This window comes from Micromonospora radicis (assembly GCF_003583405.1).
Taxonomy (GTDB): domain Bacteria; phylum Actinomycetota; class Actinomycetes; order Mycobacteriales; family Micromonosporaceae; genus Micromonospora; species Micromonospora radicis.
In genome coordinates this window covers 1-20176 of record NZ_QXEC01000011.1, presented here as the reverse complement: position 1 = coordinate 20176, position 20176 = coordinate 1, and the positions used below count along the sequence as shown (strand labels likewise).

Below are 20176 nucleotides of genomic sequence, written 5' to 3'. Positions count from 1 at the left end.
GGCTCAGCTGCCGAGGGTGTAGGTGCCGGCCCGTGGCACGGTGATCGCCGTCCAGTCGCCGTCGGCGCCCACGGTCGCGGCACCGGACACGGTCAGCCAGCGGCTGTGCCGTACCCGGACCGGCACCGTCCCGGCGGCGTCGGCGCGGAACGTGATCGAGGCGCCGTCGGCGTGCAGCAGTTCGCCCGGCGCACCGACCAGCGGCGTCGGTTCGCGCACCGCGTACAGCCGCCAGTGCCGGTCGGACCAGACCTCGGTCAGGTACGGCAGGCCGCCGTCGACCAGTTCGGCCTCCGCCCGGCCCACCCAGGACAGCGGGGCGTCGGGCAGCGCCACGTACTGCACCGCGTTGGCGTCCAGCCAGGCCCGATAGCTGGCGGCGGTGAGTGGTACGCCGGTGCCGGCCGCGCCGGGCACGGTGGTGAAGAACAGCGGGTTGCGGTCGATGTCGGCCTGCCGCAGCCAGCCCCGGGCCAGCGGCACCTCGCCGAGTCGGGCGGCCTCCCAGTAGTTGCGCGTCGGTGGCACCTCCAGCCGGCCGGTGTGCCCCCGCCGGTCCAGTTCGGCCCGCAGCGGCGCGAAGTAGCCGGGGTCGCTTGTCGGGTCGCCGATGCTGCGCAGGTCGGCGGGGACCACCGGCGGCTGCCACCAGCACACCACCGCCAGCAGCGCGGCCAACGCGAGCGCCCCGGCCCGCCGCCGGACTGGCCGCGGCATCGCGCCCACCGACGGCGGCCGGGCCGGCGGGCCGGGCTGGCCCATCAGCCGGACCGACCCGAGCCAGGTGGGGCGGTGGGCGGCGGCGGCCAGCAACGGCAGGGCGAACATGGTCGCCAGGCGGGTGGCGTTCAGGCCGACCGGGGTGTGCACCAGCGCCGCCGCGACCACCCCACCGGCGGCCAGCAACGCCCCGACCCGCACTGGCCGGTACCCGACCAGCACGGCCACCAGCAGCGCCGTCACGGTCGCCCGGATCGTGTCGGTGCGGCTGATGTTCATCCAGCCGCCGTCGCCGAACAGCAACGCGGTCACACCCAGCGGCAGGGCGGCGGTCACCGCCAGGGTCAGCCCGTCGGCCCACCGGCGGGACAGCAGCAGGGCGACTCCGGCCAGCCCGACGAAGAGGCCGGCCACCGGGCTGGTCGCCGAGGCCAGCAGCGCCCCGACTCCGGCCAGCACGAGCGGCCACCGAGCGCCGACGCGGACCGCGCGGGCCGGGGTGGTCGCTGCCGGCGACGGCGCGGGTCGCCAGGTCAGGGCGAGCAGGGCGGACAGGCCGAAGGCCACCCCGAGGCCGTACGTCACCCGGCCGGACACCAGGTTCCCGGCGATGGTGAGCACCCCGACCAGGCTGCCGAGCAGCGGCCGGGGCATCCCGGTACGCACCAGCAGCGCGGTGAACGCGCTCGCCGCCGCGACCAGGGCGAGTACGCCGGTGAGGCGGACGCCGAGCAGCGCCATCACCGGCTGGGCGAGCAGGCTGTAGCCGAACTGCTGGACCCCGCCGTACCAGCGCAGGTCCACCGGCGTCGGCCCGTGCGCGGCGAAGAAGTCGGCCCGGGCCACCTGCGCCGCGAGGTCCGAACCCATCGCCGGCAGGATGAGGTACGCCACACCGAGCGCACCGGCGGACGCGGCGGCCAGCGCCACCATCCGACTGCCTCGCATGCCCACCTCCGTACCGCGCTCACGGTACTGGCAGCATGTCCGTCGTGCCCCATCACCTCGTGCGCTGGACTGGACTGGCCGGATCGATCTTGCTCGCCGTGGCGGCATTCCTCGGTGGTGCGCTGCCCGACGGAGACCTGCGGCCCACCCCGCTGAAGATCTGGCAGGGGCAGTACGGGCCGCTGATCATCGGGTGCTGGCTGTTCGGCACCATCGCCATGGCGGTGGCCTGGTGGGTGCTGCGCGACCGGGTGCCGTCGGTGCGCTGGGCACTGGTCACCGCCGGGCTGTGGCTGCTGCCGTTCCTGGTCACGCCGCCGTTGGGCAGCCGCGACGCGTACGCGTACGCCTGCCAGGGTGCCAGCTACTCCAACGGCATCAACCCGTACGAGTACGGCGTCTCCACGCTGCCCTGCCCGTGGCTGGACACCATGTCGTACATCTGGCGGGACACCCCGGCCCCGTACGGTCCGCTCTTCGTGGTGATCTCCGGTGCGGTGGTGGCCGCGACCGGCTCGCTGATCGGCAGCATCGCGCTGTTCCGGGTGCTCGCGGTGGCCAGCGTGGTGCTCACCGCGGCCTGCCTGCCGGTGCTGGCCCGCCGCTGCGGCGTACCGGTCGAGCGGGCGCTCTGGCTCGCCCTGGCCAGCCCGCTGGTGGGCGTACACCTGATCTCCGGGGTGCACAACGACGCGATGATGGTCGGCCTCCTGGTGGCCGGGTTGGCCATCGTGGTCGCCTGGCCGGGCCGTACCTGGCCGTTGCTGGCCGGCGGGGTGGTGCTCGGCCTGGCCGCCGGGGTCAAGGTCACCGCGCTGGTGGTCGTGCCGTTCGCGGCCCTCGCCGCGATCGCCGGCGGGTTCTCCCTGCGCGGGCTGCTACGCGACGGTACGCCGGTGGTCGGCGGCGCCGTCGGCACCCTGATCGGGGTGACCCTCGCCGCCGGGCTGGACCTCGGCTGGATCACCGGACTGTCGCACGGCAACGAGGTGATCGCCTGGACCTCGCCGCCGACCGCCGTCGGGCAGACCGTCGGCTACCTGGTGCTGCCGTTCGGCCTGCACGTCGACGCGCTGCCGGTGACCCGGGCGATCGGCATGGTGGTGCTGGCGGCCCTGCTGGTCTGGCTCTGGTTCCGGGCCCGGCACCGGGAACCGCTGTGGCACGCCGCGCTGGCGCTGACCGCCACCGTGGCGCTGGCCCCGCTGTTCCACCCCTGGTACTGGTTCTGGCCGCTGGCCCTGCTCGCCGCCACCGCCCACCGCACCTGGTGGTTCAGCGCGGTGACCGTGTACTCCGCGTTCCACGTGCTGGCCGACGGCACCGGGCTGCCGCGGTACACCAAGACGGTCGGCGCGCCGCTGATGACGCTGTTCGTGATCTGGGTGGCGGTCCGGTTGGTACGGTCGGCTCGGGCGGCCCGCCGCCCGGTTCCCGCCGACTGAGGAGAGTACGCCGGTGACCGATCCCGGCACCCGTGCGCGGGCGGTCCGCTACGGCGGGCTGGCCGGGGCGGTGCTGCTGCTGGTCGCCGGCTACCTCGGCGGGGCACTGCCCGGTGCCACCACGATCCGGGTGTGGCACTCCGGCGCCGGCCCGCTGACCGTGCTGCTGTGGCTGCTCGGCACCGCCGCGATGGTCGGCGCCTGGTGGGCGCTGCGCGACGGCGCCCCGTCGACCCGGTGGGCGTACGTCACCGCCGGCCTGTGGACGCTGCCGCTGCTGTTCAGCGCCCCGCTGGGCAGCCGGGACGTCTACTCGTACGCCTGCCAGGGCTGGGTGTACGCCGACGGCGGTGACCCGTACGCCACCGGGGTGGCCGAGGCGGCCTGCCCCTGGCTGGACGCGGTCGCGCCGGTCTGGCGGGACACCCCGGCGCCGTACGGCCCGTTCTTCGTGCTGCTGGCCGCCCTGGCCGTGCTGCTCGGCGGCGGCCTGGTCGGCACGGTGGCGCTGCTGCGCGTACTGGCGGTCGCCGGGCTGCTGGCGGCGGCGCTCTGCCTGCCGGGCCTGGCCCGGGCGGCCGGCGTGCCGCCGCGCCGGGCGGCCTGGCTGCTGCTGGCCTGCCCGCTGGTCGGGGTGCACCTGGTGGCCGGCGCGCACAACGACGCGGTGATGCTCGGCCTGCTCCTACCCGGCCTGCTGCTCCTGGCCCGCCGCCCGACCCGGCCGGAGCCGCAGCAGCCGGATCGGCCCGGGCCGGGCTGGCCGGGATCTGGGCCGGGCTGGCCGGGATCTGGGCCGGGCTGGCCGGGATCTGGGCCGGGCTGGCCGGGATCTGGGCCGGGCTGGCCGGGATTCGGGCCGGGCTGGTCGGGATTCGGGCCGGGCTGGTCGGGATTCGGGCCGGGCTGGCCGGGATTCGGGCCGGGCTGGCCGGGATTCGGGCCGGGCTGGCGGGGATCTGGGCCGGCGGTCGGCCGACTGCTGGCCGCCGGAGTGCTGCTCGGTCTGGCGGTGTCGGTGAAGGCCACCGCCGTGGTGGTGCTGCCGTTCGCGGCGCTGCTGGCGGTACGGGGCCGGTACACGGTCGCGGCGCTGCTGCGCGACGGCGGTGTCCTCGCCGCCGGTGCGGTCGGTGGGCTGGCGGTGACCTCGCTGCTCTCCGGTCTCGGGCTGGGCTGGATCGCCGGGCTGGGCAGCAGTGGCGACACCGTGCAGTGGACCTCGCCACCGACCGCCGTCGGCATGGTCGTCGACTACGCCGGTGGACTGCTCGGCCATCACCCCCACGCGGTGCCGGTAACCCGCCTCACCGGCCTGGCGCTACTGACGCTCGTCCTGGTGCTCCTCTGGTGGCTGACCTGGTCCACCCTGCGCACCCCCACCCCCACCCCCACCCCCACCCCAACTCCGTTGATCATGAAGTTGTCGCCCGCGGCAAGCGCTTTCCGCCGCAACAACCTCATGATCAACCCAGCCGGGTTGGTGCTGGTGGGGGCGGGGGTGGGGCTGGCGGCGACGGTGGTGCTGGCGCCGGTGTTCCATCCCTGGTACGCCACCTGGCCGCTCGCGGTGCTGGCGGTGGCGGCGAGGCGGACGGGCTGGTTCGTGCTGCCCTGCGCCCTGGTGTCCTTCCTCGCCCTGCCGGACGGCACCAACCTGGCCCGGTTGACGAAGGCACCCGGCGCGGTGGCGATGACCCTGCTGATCGTCGTCGTGGCGGTCCGGGGTCTGTCCCGGCTGCGCCGGGCCCGCGACCTGCGCTGAGCCTCACCGGCGCTGGCGTCCCCCGGACCGCAAGCGCTTGATCGACTCGTCCACCCCGACCTCCACGACCCGTGGTGGGTACATCTGTTGTCGCTCCAGCGACAACAGATGTACCCACCGGCGCCCGACACCCCGGCGCGCAAGCCGAGCCGGGTGACCCGACGGTGGTCCGGGGGGCGAACACCGACAGGTGGGTCAGCGGTGGGCGCCGCAGGTCGGACAGGGTTCGGCGGACGCGGGCACGACCTGCCCACGGCGCAGCGCCACGGCCGTCGGCAGGAGGGCGGACCCGAGCAGGCCGACGACGACGGCGGTGGCGACCATGGTCGGATAGGTCGGGCGGGTGGCGGCGCCCGTCGCCGGTCTCCTCCCGGTCGGCTGGGCCAACAACCGGCCGGGCCGGCTCCGCGAGTGCGGAGCCGGCCCGGGTGACGCTGATCTGGATCAGCAGTCGAAGTACATGGCGAACTCGTGCGGGGTCGGGCGCAGGCGCACCGGGTCCACCTCGTTGGCCCGCTTCCAGTCGACCCAGGTCGAGATCAGGTCCGGCGTGAAGACGCCGCCGTCGAGCAGGTAGTCGTGGTCGGCCTCGAGCGAGTCGAGCACCGCCGGCAGCGAGCCCGGCACCTGCTTGACGTCGCCCCACTCCTCCGGCGGGAGGTCGTAGAGGTCCTTGTCGATCGGCGCCGGCGGCTCGATCTTGCTCTTGATGCCGTCCAGGCCGGCCATCAGCATCGCCGAGAAGGCGAGGTAGACGTTGGCCGACGGGTCCGGCACCCGGAACTCGACGCGCTTGGCCTTGGCGTTGCTGCCGGTCACCGGGATGCGGGTGCAGGCGGAGCGGTTGCGCTGCGAGTAGACCAGGTTGACCGGGGCCTCGTAGCCGGGCACCAGGCGACGGTACGAGTTGACCGTCGGGTTGGTGAAGGCCAGCAGCGACGGCGCGTGGTGCAGCAGACCGCCGATGTACCAGCGGGCGGTGTCGGACAGGCCGGCGTAGCCGGTCTCGTCGTAGAACAGCGGCTCACCGTTGAGCCAGAGGCTCTGGTGGGTGTGCATGCCGGAGCCGTTGTCGCCGAAGAGCGGCTTCGGCATGAAGGTCGCGGTCTTGCCGGCGGACCAGGCGGTGTTCTTGACGATGTACTTGAACAGCTGGAGCTGGTCACCGGCGTGCAGCAGGGTGGAGAACTTGTAGTTGATCTCCGCCTGGCCGGCGGTGCCGACCTCGTGGTGCGAGCGCTCGACGGTGAAGCCGGTGTCGATCAGCTTGCGGACGATCTGGTCGCGCAGGTCGGCGTAGTGGTCGACCGGCGGCACCGGGAAGTAGCCACCCTTGTACGCGGTCTTGTAGCCGCGGTTGCCGCCCTCTTCCTCGCGGCCGGTGTTCCAGGCGCCCTCGATCGAGTCGATGTAGTAGAAGGCCTGGTGGGCGGAGGTCTCGTGGCGGATCGAGTCGAAGATGTAGAACTCCGCCTCGGGGCCGAAGTACGCGGTGTCCGCGATGCCGCTGGCGGCGAGGTACGCCTCGGCCTTCTTCGCCACGTTACGCGGGTCGCGGGAGTACGCCTCGCGGGTGAACGGGTCGTGGATGAAGAAGTTCAGCGCGAGGGTCTTCTGCGCGCGGAAGGGGTCGATGAAGGCGGTCGCGACGTCCGGGAGCAGGAGCATGTCCGACTCGTGGATCGCCTGGAAGCCGCGGATCGACGACCCGTCGAAAGCGAGACCGTCGGTGAAGAAGTCCTCGTCGACGGACTCCACCGGCAGGTTGAAGTGCTGCATGACGCCGGGCAGATCACAGAAACGAACGTCGACGAACTTCACGTCCTCGTTCTTGAGGTAACGCAGGAGTTCCTCGGGATTGGCGAACACTCGTCCTCCTGGCACGTCCACGGATGGCTAGGCTCCTGGCGACGCTATGGCCGCACGGTTGCCCGGCCATGTCTCCAGTGTTTCTGCCGTGTTACGTCCCTCGCGGTGCGTCACGCCGGGATCGGTGCGGACGCTGCCGCCGGAGGGACTGGTCCGACTGTGCCAGTGTAGTGAAGATTCCTGTTGTTGGTCCGATTCGGCACCGCGCGCCGCCCAGCCCTGGGCCAGCCCCCGGGCCAGCCCGGCCCCAGCCCGGCCCCAGTCCCCGGGCCAGCCCGGCCCCAGTCCCCGGGCCAGCCCGGCCCCAGTCCCCGGGCCAGCCCGGCCCCAGTCCCCGGGCCAGCCCGGCCCCAGTCCCCGGGCCAGCCCAGGACCGGTACGGCAGCTCTGAGTAGTCTTGCCCGCTGTGACCACCCAGCCGCACCACCCGACACCACCCGCCACGGATGCCGGCTTCACTCCGGCCGACCTGGGGCGCCGCTTCGGAGCGCTGGTCGTCGACTGGGTGCTCTGTCTGCTCGCGGCCGGCCTCTTCGCCGACCCGGCCCGCGACGCCTGGGCGCCGGTTGTCGTGCTGATCGTCGAGTACGCAGTCTTCCTCGGTCTGTTCGCGCAGACCCCCGGCATGTACCTCACCCGGATCCGCTGCGTCGACTGGACCGACGGTGGCCGGATCGGCCTGCCCCGGGCCCTGCTGCGCGGCGTGCTGCTGGCCCTGTTCGTGCCCGCCCTGCTGATGGACCAGCACCGGCGTGGCCTGCACGACCGCCTGGCCGGCTCCGTGGTCACCCCGGCCACCCGCTGACCACCCCACCCCACCCCGCCCCTGCCGCCCCTTCCCCGCCCTCTTCCCCCGCATCCCCGCCCGACTCCGCCCGCGATCATGCACTCTCCGACCCGACAAAGGCCGTAGATCCGCCATAACGGCGACCAGAAGTGCATGATCGCCGAGGGCGTGCGAGGGCGTGCGAGGGCGTGCGAGGGCGTGCGAGGGCGTGCGAGGGCGTGCGAGGGCGTGCCGTGCGGGGTGGGTCAGCGGCCGCGCGACTGGCGGAACGCCCCGCGCGGCGGACGCAGGTTCTTCGGCACGGCGCCCTTGGGCATCTGCGGCCGGGCGGTGAGCGCCTTGAGGCGCTTGTCCAGGGAGTTGACGTCCTTGCCGCTGAGGTTGCGGGGCAGCCGCATCAGCGTCATCCGCAGCTTGCGGATCGGCAGTTCGCCCTCCTCCTGCCCGATCACGTAGTCGTAGAGCGGCGCGTTGCCGATCACCTTGGCGAGTCGGCGCTTCTCCTGGCCGAGCAGGCCGCGCACCCGCTGCGGGTTGCCCTCGGCGAGCAGGATCACGCCGGGCCGGCCGATGACCAGGTGCACCATGTCCATCTGGGTGGTGGAGCTGACCGCGGGCGAGACCCGCCAGTCACCGCGCATGTTCTCCATGATCTGCGCGGCGGCACCCGGTTGCCCCTCGGCGGCGTTCATCATCGCCCGGTTCGACCGCAGGTTGAGCACGATCAGCAGGCAGAGCAGGGCGAACAGGATGCCCAGCGGGAGCCAGATCCAACTCCAGAGCAGGACCGCGACCACGGTGAGGGCGAGCGGGATCAGCACCGCGGCGGCGGCCAGCGGCGCGAACCACTTGTCCTGCCGGGCGGTGAACCGGAACACCAACCCGATCTGCTTCAGCCGCTGGCCGAACGACACCTTCTCCTGGGGCTTTGCCATGCCGTCGAGTCTAGTGGTCGCCCGCCGCGCCGTTGATCCGCGGCCGGTCCCCGGTCGGAGGTGACCGACCGAGGGCGGGGCCGCCGCCGTGGCGTACCGGCGTGACCTGCCCGTCGTGGCCCGCTGACGCCGTACCGGCCGGCGCCGCCGGCCACCGAACCGGCTTCGGCCCGGGTCAACGGTGGGGCAGGTAGACCCGCCAGCCGTCGACGGTGAGCAGGTCGAAGGGCTGCTGGTCGAGGCGGGCCGCCAGGGCTGAGCCCTCGGGCGCGACCCAGGCGGGCGCCGTCGACGCCCGTACCGCCGCCCGGTACGGGCGGTAGCGGTCGTGGCCCGGGTTCAGGTCGTCGTCGACGACCGCGCAGACCACCTCCTCCGCGCTGGCGAAGGTGAGCCGGTTGCAGGTCCAGTAGGTGCCGTAGACGTGCCGTACCCCCTGCTCGCGCAGCGCGGCGACCAGCGCGGTGTGGCGTAGCTCCGCGGCGTGCACCGCGTCCACCCGGCCGATCGCGCCGGCCGTGGCGGCGGTCGCGGTGCCCAGCGTCGCCACCAGCACCGCCACCGCCGCGCCCCGCCCGACGGCAGCCCACCCCCGGCCCGGCCGACGCTGCCCGGTGCCGGTCGCCGGGCGCCGCCGGGCCGCTCTCCACAGCGGCCACAGCAGCACCGGTACGGAGATCAACAGGCAGGAGAGGTAGCGGGCGCTCTCCACCGGCGTCAGCCCGGCGGCGCTGCTGACCGCGTACGCCGCCACGGTCGCCACGGCCGCACCGACCAGGGCCAGCGTCACCGCCGCACCCACCCGTGGCGCCACCGCGCCCGGGGTGTCCACAGGATCGGCCGGTCCGGCGGCGGCCGCCCCCGCGTCGACGACCCGGTGACCGCGCAGCGTGCGCCAGGCGAGCAGTGCGGCGGCCAACAGCAGCACCGGCAGCGCCGCCGACCACCACAGCTGCCAGCCGGCGCACCGACCCGGGTCGCAGAAACCCATGCCGAGCGCCGGGCCGAGCACCAACCCGCCGTACAGCCGGTCGGCCCAGCCGGCGGGCTGGGCCGCGCCGCTGGCGGTGAGCACCGCCGCCAGCGGATTACGACCGGCGACCAGGCTGTCCACCAGCAGCGGCGCCGCACCGAGCAGGGCGCCGAGCGAGAGCAGCGCCCCGGCCCGACCTCGCAGCTCCCGCCAGCGGTACGCGGCCAACACCAGCCCGGTGGCGCCCACGTACGGCAGCACCAGCGGATCGACCCAGAGCATCAGCCCGCCCAGCAGACCCCAGGCCGCCCAGCGGGGCAGCCGTCGACCGGGCCGCCCGACCGCCAGGTCGTACGCCAGCAGCGCCAACGCCACCCCGGCCACGTTCATCTCCGGATAGCCGCCCCCGGCGATCAACTGGTTCTTGACGATCCGGTCCGAACCGAGCGCGAGCAGCGTCACCACCAGCAGGGCGAACCAGTGGTCCCCGGTCAGCCGCACCGTCAACCGCCAGCTCAGCAGCAGGAACAGCGCGTACATCGCCAGGGTGGGCAGGCGCAGGCCGAACGTGCTCGGCCCGGCCACCGCGAACACCGGGGCGGCCAGCCACGCATCCAGGGTGCCCATGTACGACTGGCCGTAGAACCAGACCGGGAACTCCTGACCCCGCGCGATGTGCAGCGCGGCCAGCCCCATGGTGGCCTCGTCGCTGTTGGTCGGCGGTGCGTCGTGACGCAGCAACGCCAGGCGGTAGCCGACCCCGGCGAGCACCGCCAGCAGGGTGAGCAGGCCGGGCAGCCGGGGGTCGGCCGGCAACCGCAGCGAACCGGGCAGCGTACGCAGGGCCGCCGGCAGCGCGCGCAGCGCGATGGGGTGCTCTCGGCGTACCTCGGCGGTCACCTGCTGATCATGGCATCTGGCCGGCGGGTCCGGACGGCGACCGCACCGGCGTGGCGGCCGTTGCCGTCGCTCAGCCGACGGCGACGCCCTCACGGGCGGCGAGGGCCTGCTGGTAGAGCCGGCCGGCGCGGTACGACGAGCGGACCAGCGGCCCGCTCATCACCCCGGCGAAGCCGATCTCCTCGGCTTCGGCGCTCAGCTCGACGAACTCCTCCGGCTTCACCCAACGCTCGACCGGGTGGTGCCGGGGGGTGGGGCGCAGGTACTGCGTGATGGTGATCAGTTCGCAGCCGGCGTCGTGCAGGTCTCGCAGCGCCTGGGAGATCTCGGCCCGCTCCTCGCCCAGCCCCAGGATCAGGTTGCTCTTGGTGACCAGGCCGGCGGCGCGGGCCTGCCGGATCACGTCCAGGGAGCGCTCGTAGCGGAACGCCGGCCGGATCCGCTTGAAGATCCGCGGCACCGTCTCGACGTTGTGCGCGAGCACCTCGGGGCGGGCGCCGAACACCTCGGCGAGCTGCTCGGGCACCGCGTTGAAGTCGGGGATCAGCAGCTCGACGCCGCAGCCCGGCTGCAGGGCGTGGATCTGCCGGACCGTCTCGGCGTACAGCCAGGCGCCGCCGTCGGGCAGGTCGTCGCGGGCCACGCCGGTGATGGTGGCGTACCGCAGGCCCATCGAGACCACCGACTCGGCCACCCGGCGCGGCTCGTCGGCGTCGAACTCGGCCGGCTTGCCCGTGTCGATCTGGCAGAAGTCGCAGCGGCGGGTGCACTGGTCACCGCCGATGAGGAAGGTCGCCTCGCGGTCCTCCCAGCACTCGTAGATGTTGGGACAACCGGCCTCCTGGCACACCGTGTGCAGCCCCTCGCGCGAGACCAACCCGCGCAACTGGGTGTACTCCGGACCCATCTTGGCCTTGACCTTGATCCACGGCGGTTTGCGTTCGATCGGCGTCTCGGCGTTGCGGGCCTCGATCCGCAGCAGCCGTCGCCCTTCGGGGGCGGGCGTCGCGGTACTCGCGGCCTGGCCGGTCGTCGGTGCGGAGTGCTCGATCGTCACAAAACGAGCCTACGCCGGATGGTGGCCGTCGATGAACAGCAGGCGACGGCCGTCACCTCGCAGGACCTGTGACGCCGGACACCCGAGGCGGCAGAAACGGGTCACATGGCGGCGGCTGATGGTGCTAGCGTGCCGGTCACGTTGCGATGACGGAGCCGAGTAGCGCCCCGCCCCGCCAGTTGAAGAGAGCCGCCGGTTGCTGCGAGGCGGTCTGGCACCGGGGTCGCGAAGACCCTCCCGAGCTGCGGGAAGAACAGCCCGCGGGGCAAGGAAGGGCCCTTCTTGACGCCTGCGATGGCGCAAGGGCCCCTGCTTGAGCGCCGCGTGCCCAGTAGAGCCCGCCCGGCTGGCCCCGGCAAAAGGCGACGAACGAGGCTTCCGCCCAGGCGGAAGCGAAGGTGTGGTGGCACCGCGAGGCTCCCGCTCGCCCACACCTCCCGGGGATCGCGTTGCGACCGATCGAGGAGGTAGCCGTGCAACGCATCCTGTCCGACCAGCTCACCCGGCACACCGGCGGTACCGTCCGGATCGCCGGCTGGGTGCACCGCCGCCGACTGCTCAAGTCGGTGGCCTTCCTGATCGTCCGCGACGCCGCCGGACTGGCCCAGGTCGTGGTCACCGACCCGGCGGTACGCGCCCAGGTCGAGGCACTGCCCGAGGAGACCGTCGTCGAGGTGGTGGCCACGGTGGCCGCGAACCCCGCCGCGCCCGCCGGTGTCGAGCTGACCGACCCGACGGTACGTCCGCTCGGGCCACCCGCCGTGGCGCCCCCGTTCGACCTCTACCGGCCCACCCTCACCGCCAGCCTCCCCACCCAGCTCGACCACGCGCCGGTCGCGCTGCGCCACCCGCGCCGCTCGGCCGCCCTGCGCATCTCGGCGGCGGCGGTGGCCGGCTTCCGGGCCACCCTGGACGCCCGCCGCTTCGTGGAGATCCACACGCCGAAGGTGGTCGGCTCGTCCACCGAGAGCGGAGCGGACGTCTTCGCCCTGGACTGGTTCGGCCGGCCCGCGTACCTGGCCCAGTCGCCGCAGTTCTACAAGCAGCTCATGGTCGGGGTCTTCGAGCGGGTGTACGAGGTGGGGCCGGTGTTCCGCGCCGAACCGCACGACACCGTACGGCACCTCGCCCAGTACACCTCGCTCGACGCCGAACTGGGCTTCGTCGCCGACCACCGGGACGTGATGGCGGTACTGCGGGACACCCTCGCCGGCATGCTGGACACCGTCGGCGACCGGGCCGGTGCCGCGCTGGCCACGCTCGGCGTGAGCCCGCCGGAGGTGCCGGCCCAGATCCCGGCCGTGCACTTCACCGAGGCGCTGCGGATCGCGGGCGCACCCGCCGACGAGCCCGACCTGGCCCCCGCACACGAACGCGCGGTGGGCGACTGGGCACGGCGTGAACACGGGTCGGACTTCGTCTTCGTCACCGGGTACCCGATGGCGAAGCGGCCCTTCTACACCCATCCCGACCCGGCCCGGCCGGCCCACTCCAACGGCTTCGACCTGCTCTTGCGGGGCCTGGAACTGGTCACCGGCGGGCAACGCCTGCACCGGTACGCCGACTACCTGGCCGCCCTGGCGGCCCGGGGCGAGCCGGTCGAGCCGTACGCCGGCTACGTCGACGCGTTCCGGCACGGCATGCCCCCGCACGGCGGCTTCGCCATCGGCCTGGAACGCCTCGTCGCCCGGCTGACCGGCGCCCCCAACATCCGCGAGGTCACCGCCTTCCCCCGCGACCTCCACCGGCTGACCCCCTGACCCGCCCCACCCCCGCACACCCGGCCCCTACCCGCCCACCCGGCTCCCGCCCGCCCGGCTCCCGCCCGCCCGGTCCCTACCCGCCCACCCGGCTCCCGCCCTCGCCGTGTTGATCAAGAGGTTTGCGTCCAATCTCGGCGCGGCGACCAGAACCTTTTGATCAACCGGGCGGAGTGCCTTGGGGGCGCCGGGCGGGGCGGGGCGGGAGCGCGGGCAGGGCGGGGGCAGGGGGAGGGGGTCAGGTGAGGTCGCGCAGTTTGGCTCGTACCGCGCGGCGGGCCAGGGGCCCGAGGTCGTCCACCACCTCGACCAGGACGGCGAGTCGTTCCAGCGCGTCGAAGGCCGCACGGGCGGCGGCCGGGTCGACACCGTCGTAGAGCTCCAGGCCGATGAAGGCGGCGGATACGGCCCGGGCCAGCCCGGCCGGGTCGGCGACCGGGGCGACCGGCGAGCCGTCCAACAGCCGGTGCAGCACGGCCTCGATCTCGACCGTCCAGAGTCGCAGCGCCACCGCGGTGGCCTCGGCGAGCCGGGCGTCGGTCTGCGCGCCGGCCAGCAACTGGGCCAGGACCGCCAGGTTCCCCTCGGCCTGTTCCCGCTCGTGCAGGCCGCGCCCGAGGTCGAGCAGTTCCCGCAGGGAGCCGACCGCGGCGAAGCGGGGCCGGTAGGCCGCCACGCGGGCGGCGGTCGCACTTCGGCAGGCTTCGGCCAGCAGGTCGTCCACGCTGCCGAAGTGGTAGAAGACCAGGGCCTGGTTCACTCCGGCGGCGGTGGCGATGGTACGCGCCGACACGCCCGCGATGCCGTGCTCACGGATGGCGGCGAGGGCGCCGTCGATCAGCTTCTCCCGGGTGGCCATCGGATCCTCTCGTCTACTCCCGGGGATTCTCGCGTAGTGGGCGTACCGCGGCGGGCACCGGCGCCCGGTTCGGTCCGACATAGTGGACGGTGAAGCTGCCCGAGTAGCCGAACAACGGGCCGAAGCGGCGGCTGGTCACCGCGACCTGGATGCGGAACCGGCCGGCGGCCTGGTCGTACCACTCCCGTACCCGGGCCTCACCGGTGAGCAGGGCGGGGCAGGCCAGGCCGTTCGGGAAACGCTGCAGGCCGCTGCGGATGGTCAGCGCTCCGGTGGCGTCGACGGTCGGGTACAGGTCGACCGCGAGATGCTGGTGGGTACCGAGGTAGTCGACCAGTACGCCCCGGCGGGCGCTCCACACCATCGTGGCGTCGAAGCGGCGCCGCCGCTGGGCGGTCAGGTGGAAGGTGCGTACGAAGGTCAGCGTCGGTCGGCCGTACGAGTCGGTGTAGGCGTAGTTCTCGATGGTGAAGGGGATCCGGCGGCCGGTCTCCGGGAACAGGATGTGCCGTCGGGCGCCGAGGCGCAGGAACGGGACGGTGAAGGCGGCACCCCGCCAGACCCGATCCATCACCCCGACACCCACGCAGCCGAGGTCGGACCGGCCGTCCACCGCGAAGCGGCGGCGCAACCGCGGGTGCAGGCGGTCGAAGTCGGTACCGAGGGCGTGCTGGAAGACGGAGGTCACCGGCGTTCCACGAGATGCGGTGCCCACGCGGCCAGGCGGTCCGGTGGGCGGCGACGGCAGCGGCGAGCCGCCGGGGTGTCCGGATGAGGGGGCAGCACCCCGGCGACCAGGGCGGTGACGGCGAACGCGGCGGCGCCCGCCACCGGGCCCGCCGCGCCGGCCGCCACGGTCGCCGTGCCCACCCCGACCACCCGGAGGACGAGTTCTCCGAACGCGTTGGCCCGGGCGCGTTCCGGTGGCACGCCCCGGGTCAGCCAGAGTCGCAGCCGGTCGAACGACCACGCGGTGGCCCAGCCGAACAGCGGCCGGAACGCCAGGTCGGCGAGTCGGCCGAGTCGACCCCACCGTGGGGTGTACGAGTATCCGGTCAGGAACCGGACACCGTGCGGCCCCGGCAGGTAACGCCAGTAGCCCGATCCGGCGGCGATCAGTGAACGCCGGTCGTCCGAGCCGAAGCGCAGCGCGGAGGTGCGCGTGCCGTCCCAGCGGTCGCGCTGCCCGGCGTGCACTCCCCAGCCGCGCACGGTGAGTCCGGGGAAGACCGTCGTGGCGTACCGGAACCGGGCGGGCTCGCCGCCCGGCATCGGATCGATCCGATCGAACCGGACGTCCCACCGGCGGTGTTCCCCGGGCACCTGGGTCGCCCACCAGACCTGCTCCACCGGTGCGTCGATGAGTGTCTCGACATAGATCGGCCGCATGTCCACCCCCGTTTTGAGCGACTGCTTAAACGTAGCGGGTTTTGAGCGACTGCTCAAGACTGGGCGCGAGTGTTCGCACCATCGGATGTTCTGGCCGGCATCGGTGCCGCCACCCGACCTCGCGGGACGGCGGTGGCGCCCGACCTCGGGACGGCGGCGTTCGTCCCTGGGACGGTGGTGGCGCCCGACCTCGGGTCGGCGGCGTTCGTCCCTGGGACGGTGGTGGCGCCCGACCTCGGGTCGGCGGCGTTCGTCCCTGGGACGGTGGTGGCGCCCGACCTCGGGTCGGCGGCGTTCGTCCCTGGGACGGTGGTGGCGTTCGACCTTGGGACGGCGGTGGTGCTCGATCCGGGATCGAGTGGCCTTCTGCGGCGCGGACACCACTCGATCCTGGATCGAGCGCGATCATCGCTGGGGCCGGGCGGGCGTGCCCGACGCAGGCGCAGGCGACCAGGCGGCGGCCGCGCGGCCAGGCGCTCAGGCGGTGGCCGGGTGTCAGGCGGGGAAGGGTGGCCGGGTGTCAGGCGGCGACGATGGCGCCCAGGTGGCGTTCGACCTCGGGACGGTGGTGGCACTCGATCCGGGATCGAGTGGCTTCCTGCGCCGCGGACACCACTCGATCCTGGATCGAGCGCGATCATCGCTGGCGGCCGGGCACCCCGCCCGCGGCCGTGCCCGACGCTCCAGGCGACCAGGCGACCAGGCGACCAGGCGACCAGGCGACCAGGCGACCAGGCGACCAGGCGACCAGGCGACCAGGCGACCAGGCGACCAGGCGACCAGGCGACCAGGCGGTGGCCGGGCGGCGACCAGGCGCTCAGGCGGTGGCCGGGTGTCAGGCGGGGAAGGGTGGCCGGGTGTCAGGCGGCGACGATGGCGCCCAGGTGGCGTTCTACCACCGGGAGTACGTCGGCGACGGTGACCGGGCGGCCCAGTTCGGCGGTGAGCGAGGTGACTCCGGCGTCCCGGATGCCGCAGGGCACGATCCGGTCGAAGTACGTCAGGTCGCAGTCGCAGTTGATCGAGAAGCCGTGCAGGGTGACGCCCCGGGCGACCCGGATGCCGATGGCGGCCACCTTGCGGGCTGGCCCCCGCTCGTCGGCCGGTACCCAGACCCCGCTGCGGCCCTCGATCCGTCCGGCGGTCAGGCCGAACTCGGCGCACACGTCGATCAGCATCTGCTCGACCCGGCGCACGTACGCGACCACGTCGACCGGGTCGGGCAGGCGCAGGATCGGGTAGCCGACCAGCTGCCCCGGGCCGTGCCAGGTGATCTTGCCGCCGCGGTCCACGTCGACCACCGGGGTGCCGTCGACCGGGCGGTCCCATGGCTCGGTGCGCTTACCCGCGGTGTAGACACTCGGATGCTCCAGCAGCAGCACGGTGTCCCCGGACTCGCCGACGACCACCGCCTCGTGCAGGCGACGCTGCTCGTCCCAGGCGGCGGTGTAGTCGAGGACGCCGGCACAGACGGCCGTCAGGCCGGAGGTCGTCGTGGTCACCCGTCCAGCCTAGACCCGTACCCGCTGGTCACCAGTGGTGAGCCGGCTCACGGCGGAGTAGCTCGTCCCGCGACGGTTCACCCCGCGACGGCTCGTCCCGCGACGGCTCGTCCCGCGACGGTTCACCCCGCGACGGCTCGTCCCGGGCCGGCTCACTGCGGGCCGACCCGCCACAGCCAGACGTCCTCGACCCGCTCCGGCTCGCCGAACAGCAGGGTCAGCGTACGGCGCAGCGCCTCCTCGTCGACCGCCCACTTGGCGCCGTGCACCTCGTCGGCGAGCACCACCGTCTCGATCCGCCAGTGCTCCAGGTCGGCCCGGACCTCCTCGCGGGTGCCCTCGGTGACGATCGGCGGCAGGCCGGTGCGGGCGGCCTGGTCCAGCAGCGCGCCGAACGGGCGCGGCACCGGCCCGATCCGGCCCCGGCCGTCGGGGCCGCCGGGGCCGAGGAAGAAGCCCGACGGGATGGCGAACTCGCCCTGCCGGTTGGCCAGCGCGTACGCCTGCCAACGCTGACCGTCGGGGTAGACGTCCAGGGCCAGCGGGGCGGGGGTGAGCACCCCGCCGGGGGAGACGTAGTCCCGCCAGGCACCGGAGGTGATGAAGCGGGGGATGGGTTCGCGCTGCACGGTCAGCAGCGGCGTCGGGAACAGCGGCACCAGCGCGACGGCGAAGCCGACGGTCCAGGCCACCGCCGCCGCGCGGCGCACCGGCCGGCGGCGGAGCTGGTCCACCGCGTACGCCAGCAGCAGGCCGATCACCGGCGTCACCACCAGCGCGAGCCGGGCCGGCAGCGCGGCGTTCACCACCGGCAGGTGCCCGAGCAGGTCGAACGGCATCGGCAGGTCGGTGCGCCGGCCGTCGAACTTGGCCACCGGCCCGAAGGAGAGCACGGTGAAGACCACCGCCACGACGCCGAGCGCCCACAGGGTGGCCCGGCGTCGGGGGTCGGCGCGCCGCCACAGCAGGACGAAGCAGCCGACGGCGAGGATCAGCAGCGGCAGCCCGAAGAACGAGTTCTCCTCGGTCGGGTTCGGGGCCAGCGAGGTGCGCAACCCGGCCTCGCCGGCCAGCGAACGGCGCGGGTAGGCCGCGTACGCCGCGATGTCCTCGGAGTGGATCACCGAGTCGAACCCGGTGCCGTGGAAGCGTTGCGGTCCGGCGAAGTGCAACCAGAGCGGGTACGCCAGGATCGCCCCGGCGACCACCGCGGTCACCGCGAGGCCCCGCAGGAACGACGGCAGTACGGCGCGGGCCTCCACGCGGTTGGCCGGGTGCAGCGCCCACACGGCCACGAAGAGGCCGAGCGCCAGGGCGGTGAAGAACAGCCCCTCGGCGGCGATCGAGAAGGCGACCGCGACGAGCAGGCCGAGGATCAGGCCGTCGCGCAGCCAGTGCCCGGGGCGGCGCAGCACGAACACCCGCCACACCAGCAGCGGCACCAGCCAGCCGGCGGTCCAGTTCAGGTGGGCGTTGGCGTGCGACACCATGCCGGGGGAGAAGCCGATGAACAGGCCGCCGATCGCGGCGGCGAGCTGGCTGCGAACCAGGTGCCGGGAGAGCAGCCAGTACCAGGCGACGGCGGTGGCCGCCAGGTTCAGGGTCAGGATCACCAGGAAGGTGATCGGCGGCCCGATCAGGTACGTCAGCGGGGCGAAGACCACCGCGTACACCGTGATCGAGGTGTTGACCGCGAGGTTCACCCCGTCCGGGACGTTGATCAGGTACGTGTAGAGCGGGTTCTCCCCGTGGCTGACCGCGTGCCCGCCGAAGGCCAGCAGCCACTCGAAGAGCGCCTGGTCGCTGGAGTTGACCGTGATCGCGCGACCGTTCGGGTCCCGCCACAGCCCGCTGGTCACCCAGACGGCGAGGGCCAACGCGACGAGTGTCACGGTCAGGTCGGCACGACGGTCACGGGTGGCACGGGCTGGTGAGGTGGGCGCGGACGCCACGAACGGCGAGGTGGGCACCTAGCGGACGTTACCAACCGCACCTGGACAGCCCGACACCTTCCGGGTGCAAGTATCAGACCACACCCGGACATCGACGAATGTGTGCGCCCTCGCCATGTCACGGCCGTGACACATCTGCGTAACCTCGCGGCAATCATCGGTGACCCAGCTCACACCCCCTGGAGGTCCCGTGCGCCGCACCCGCACCCTGCCCGGCCGACTCGCCGGCCCACTGTCCGGCCGACTGCCCGGCCGACTGTCCGGCCGACTGCCCGGCCGACTGTCCGGCCCACTGCGCGGCCGACTGCCCGGCCCACTGCGCGGCCGACTGCCCGGCCGACTCGCCGGCCTGCTGGCCGGCCTGGTCGCGGCGGCCGCCGCGCTGGTGGCCGTCGCCGCACCCGCCCAGGCCGCGACCCTGACCCAGGTCAGCAGCTTCGGCTCCAACCCCGGCAACCTCGCCATGTACGCCTACCGGCCGGACAACCTGCCCTCTGGCGCGCCCGCCGTCGTGCTGCTGCACGGCTGCGCCCAGAACGCCACCGGCTACTTCACCAACTCCGGCTGGCAGAAGTACGCCGACCAGTGGAGGTTCGCGCTGATCGTGCCCGAGCAGCGATCGGCCAACAACTCCAGCTCGTGTTTCAACTGGTTCGAGACCGGCGACACCACCCGGGGCCAGGGTGAGGCGCTCTCCATCAAGCAGATGGTCGACCACGCCAGGTCCGCGTACGGCACGGCCGCCGACCGGGTGTACGTCAGTGGCCTGTCGGGCGGCGGCGCGATGAGCGCGGTCATGCTCGCCACCTACCCGGAGGTCTTCGCCGCCGGCTCGGTCATCGCCGGCATCCCGTACCGCTGCGCCACCGGGATGGTCAACGCCTTCTCCTGCATGAGTCCGGGTGTCGACAAGACCCCCGCGCAGTGGGGCGACCTGGTCCGCAACGCCCACTCCGGCTACGCCGGGCCGCGACCGAGGGTGTCGATCTGGCACGGCACCGCCGACTACACCGTGGCGGTGGCCAACGCCACCGAGTCCCGCGACCAGTGGACCAACGTGCTCGGCGTCTCGCAGTCCCCGACCAGCACCAGCCAACTGCCCGCCGGCACCAGCCTGGAGGTGTACGGCAACGACGCGGTCCGGGTGTACCGGGTCTCCGGCATGGGTCACGGCACCCCGGTCGACCCGGGCAGCGGCCTGGACCAGTGCGGCACCGCCGCCGCGTACTTCCTGGACACCATCTGCTCGACGTACCGGGACGCGCTCTTCTTCGGTCTGGACGGCGGCACCACCCCCACCCCCACCCCCACCTTC

General features: G+C 73.5%; 15 protein-coding genes. 5 read left to right on the top strand and 10 right to left on the bottom strand.

Going from position 1 to position 20176, the window contains the following annotated elements; genetic code table 11:
- Positions 1 to 3 precede the first annotated feature (3 nt).
- Positions 4 to 1668 carry a hypothetical protein gene (locus tag D2L64_RS13345; RefSeq protein WP_119576334.1) on the bottom strand — a complete coding sequence of 555 codons (1665 nt, stop codon included), beginning with the start codon at positions 1666 to 1668 and terminating at the stop codon, positions 4 to 6.
- Between the two features lie 44 nt (positions 1669 to 1712).
- On the opposite strand from D2L64_RS13345, the gene mptB (D2L64_RS13340) reads away from it, so the two are divergent.
- Positions 1713 to 3113 (top strand): polyprenol phosphomannose-dependent alpha 1,6 mannosyltransferase MptB, encoded by a 1401-nt coding sequence (gene mptB, locus D2L64_RS13340; protein ID WP_199714520.1) that lies wholly within the window; start codon positions 1713 to 1715, stop codon positions 3111 to 3113.
- Positions 3114 to 3126: 13 nt separating this feature from the next.
- The gene (mptB, locus tag D2L64_RS27565; RefSeq protein ID WP_199714519.1) at positions 3127 to 4878 is read left to right on the top strand and encodes a polyprenol phosphomannose-dependent alpha 1,6 mannosyltransferase MptB; all 1752 of its coding nucleotides are present in this window, start codon (positions 3127 to 3129) and stop codon (positions 4876 to 4878) included.
- 444 nt (positions 4879 to 5322) lie between these two features.
- Here the strand turns inward: mptB (D2L64_RS27565) and glnA are convergent, their stop codons facing one another.
- Entirely contained in the window at positions 5323 to 6747 is a 1425-nt protein-coding gene (glnA, locus tag D2L64_RS13330; RefSeq protein ID WP_119575943.1) for a type I glutamate--ammonia ligase, read from the bottom strand.
- Positions 6748 to 7153: 406 nt separating this feature from the next.
- Here glnA and D2L64_RS13325 point away from each other — a divergent pair, with 406 nt between their 5' ends.
- Positions 7154 to 7552, top strand: coding sequence for an RDD family protein (locus D2L64_RS13325; RefSeq protein ID WP_119575940.1), 399 nt, complete (start codon positions 7154 to 7156; stop codon positions 7550 to 7552).
- Positions 7553 to 7779: 227 nt separating this feature from the next.
- On the opposite strand, the gene D2L64_RS13320 is transcribed toward D2L64_RS13325, so the two are convergent.
- The 3 genes from D2L64_RS13320 to lipA form a co-directional block, all read right to left on the bottom strand.
- The gene (locus D2L64_RS13320; protein WP_119575937.1) at positions 7780 to 8469 is read right to left on the bottom strand and encodes a DUF4191 domain-containing protein; all 690 of its coding nucleotides are present in this window, start codon (positions 8467 to 8469) and stop codon (positions 7780 to 7782) included.
- Between the two features lie 175 nt (positions 8470 to 8644).
- Positions 8645 to 10297 carry a hypothetical protein gene (locus tag D2L64_RS13315; RefSeq protein WP_407663100.1) on the bottom strand — a complete coding sequence of 551 codons (1653 nt, stop codon included), beginning with the start codon at positions 10295 to 10297 and terminating at the stop codon, positions 8645 to 8647.
- 115 nt (positions 10298 to 10412) lie between these two features.
- Positions 10413 to 11399: a lipoyl synthase gene (gene lipA / locus D2L64_RS13310; protein WP_119575931.1), complete on the bottom strand. Its 987-nt coding sequence runs from the start codon at positions 11397 to 11399 to the stop codon at positions 10413 to 10415.
- 473 nt (positions 11400 to 11872) lie between these two features.
- Between lipA and aspS the strand changes: the two genes are divergently transcribed.
- A complete protein-coding gene (gene aspS / locus D2L64_RS13305; protein WP_119575928.1) occupies positions 11873 to 13159 on the top strand; it encodes an aspartate--tRNA(Asn) ligase in 1287 nt (428 codons plus the stop codon).
- Between the two features lie 238 nt (positions 13160 to 13397).
- Here the strand turns inward: aspS and D2L64_RS13300 are convergent, their stop codons facing one another.
- From D2L64_RS13300 to D2L64_RS13270, 5 genes are all read right to left on the bottom strand, one after another.
- Positions 13398 to 14018: a TetR/AcrR family transcriptional regulator gene (locus tag D2L64_RS13300; RefSeq protein WP_119575925.1), complete on the bottom strand. Its 621-nt coding sequence runs from the start codon at positions 14016 to 14018 to the stop codon at positions 13398 to 13400.
- 13 nt (positions 14019 to 14031) lie between these two features.
- A complete protein-coding gene (locus D2L64_RS13295) occupies positions 14032 to 14706 on the bottom strand; it encodes a DUF4166 domain-containing protein (RefSeq protein WP_119575922.1) in 675 nt (224 codons plus the stop codon).
- On the bottom strand, positions 14703 to 15407 hold the full coding sequence (locus D2L64_RS13290; RefSeq protein ID WP_119575919.1) for an SRPBCC family protein: 705 nt from the start codon (positions 15405 to 15407) through the stop codon (positions 14703 to 14705). Before D2L64_RS13290 ends, D2L64_RS13295 begins: the two co-directional genes overlap by 4 nt.
- A gap of 860 nt (positions 15408 to 16267) precedes the next feature.
- Positions 16268 to 16909 carry a lipoyl(octanoyl) transferase LipB gene (gene lipB, locus D2L64_RS13275; protein WP_119575914.1) on the bottom strand — a complete coding sequence of 214 codons (642 nt, stop codon included), beginning with the start codon at positions 16907 to 16909 and terminating at the stop codon, positions 16268 to 16270.
- 152 nt (positions 16910 to 17061) lie between these two features.
- Positions 17062 to 18879 (bottom strand): DUF2079 domain-containing protein, encoded by a 1818-nt coding sequence (locus tag D2L64_RS13270; RefSeq protein WP_119575911.1) that lies wholly within the window; start codon positions 18877 to 18879, stop codon positions 17062 to 17064.
- A 310-nt stretch (positions 18880 to 19189) separates the two neighbouring features.
- Between D2L64_RS13270 and D2L64_RS13260 the strand changes: the two genes are divergently transcribed.
- Positions 19190 to 20176, top strand: a 987-nt coding sequence (locus tag D2L64_RS13260; RefSeq protein WP_119576331.1) for an extracellular catalytic domain type 1 short-chain-length polyhydroxyalkanoate depolymerase, incomplete at its 3' end; no start/stop codon positions are given.

What these genes read in the sequence shown, in the direction of transcription:
- D2L64_RS13345 (WP_119576334.1), bottom strand. Translation starts at nt 1,668, where the DNA reads ATGCGAGGCAGTCGGATGGTGGCGCTGGCCGCCGCGTCCGCCGGTGCG.
- D2L64_RS13320 (WP_119575937.1), bottom strand. Translation starts at nt 8,469, where the DNA reads ATGGCAAAGCCCCAGGAGAAGGTGTCGTTCGGCCAGCGGCTGAAGCAG.
- D2L64_RS13300 (WP_119575925.1), bottom strand. Translation starts at nt 14,018, where the DNA reads ATGGCCACCCGGGAGAAGCTGATCGACGGCGCCCTCGCCGCCATCCGT.
- D2L64_RS13290 (WP_119575919.1), bottom strand. Translation starts at nt 15,407, where the DNA reads ATGCGGCCGATCTATGTCGAGACACTCATCGACGCACCGGTGGAGCAG.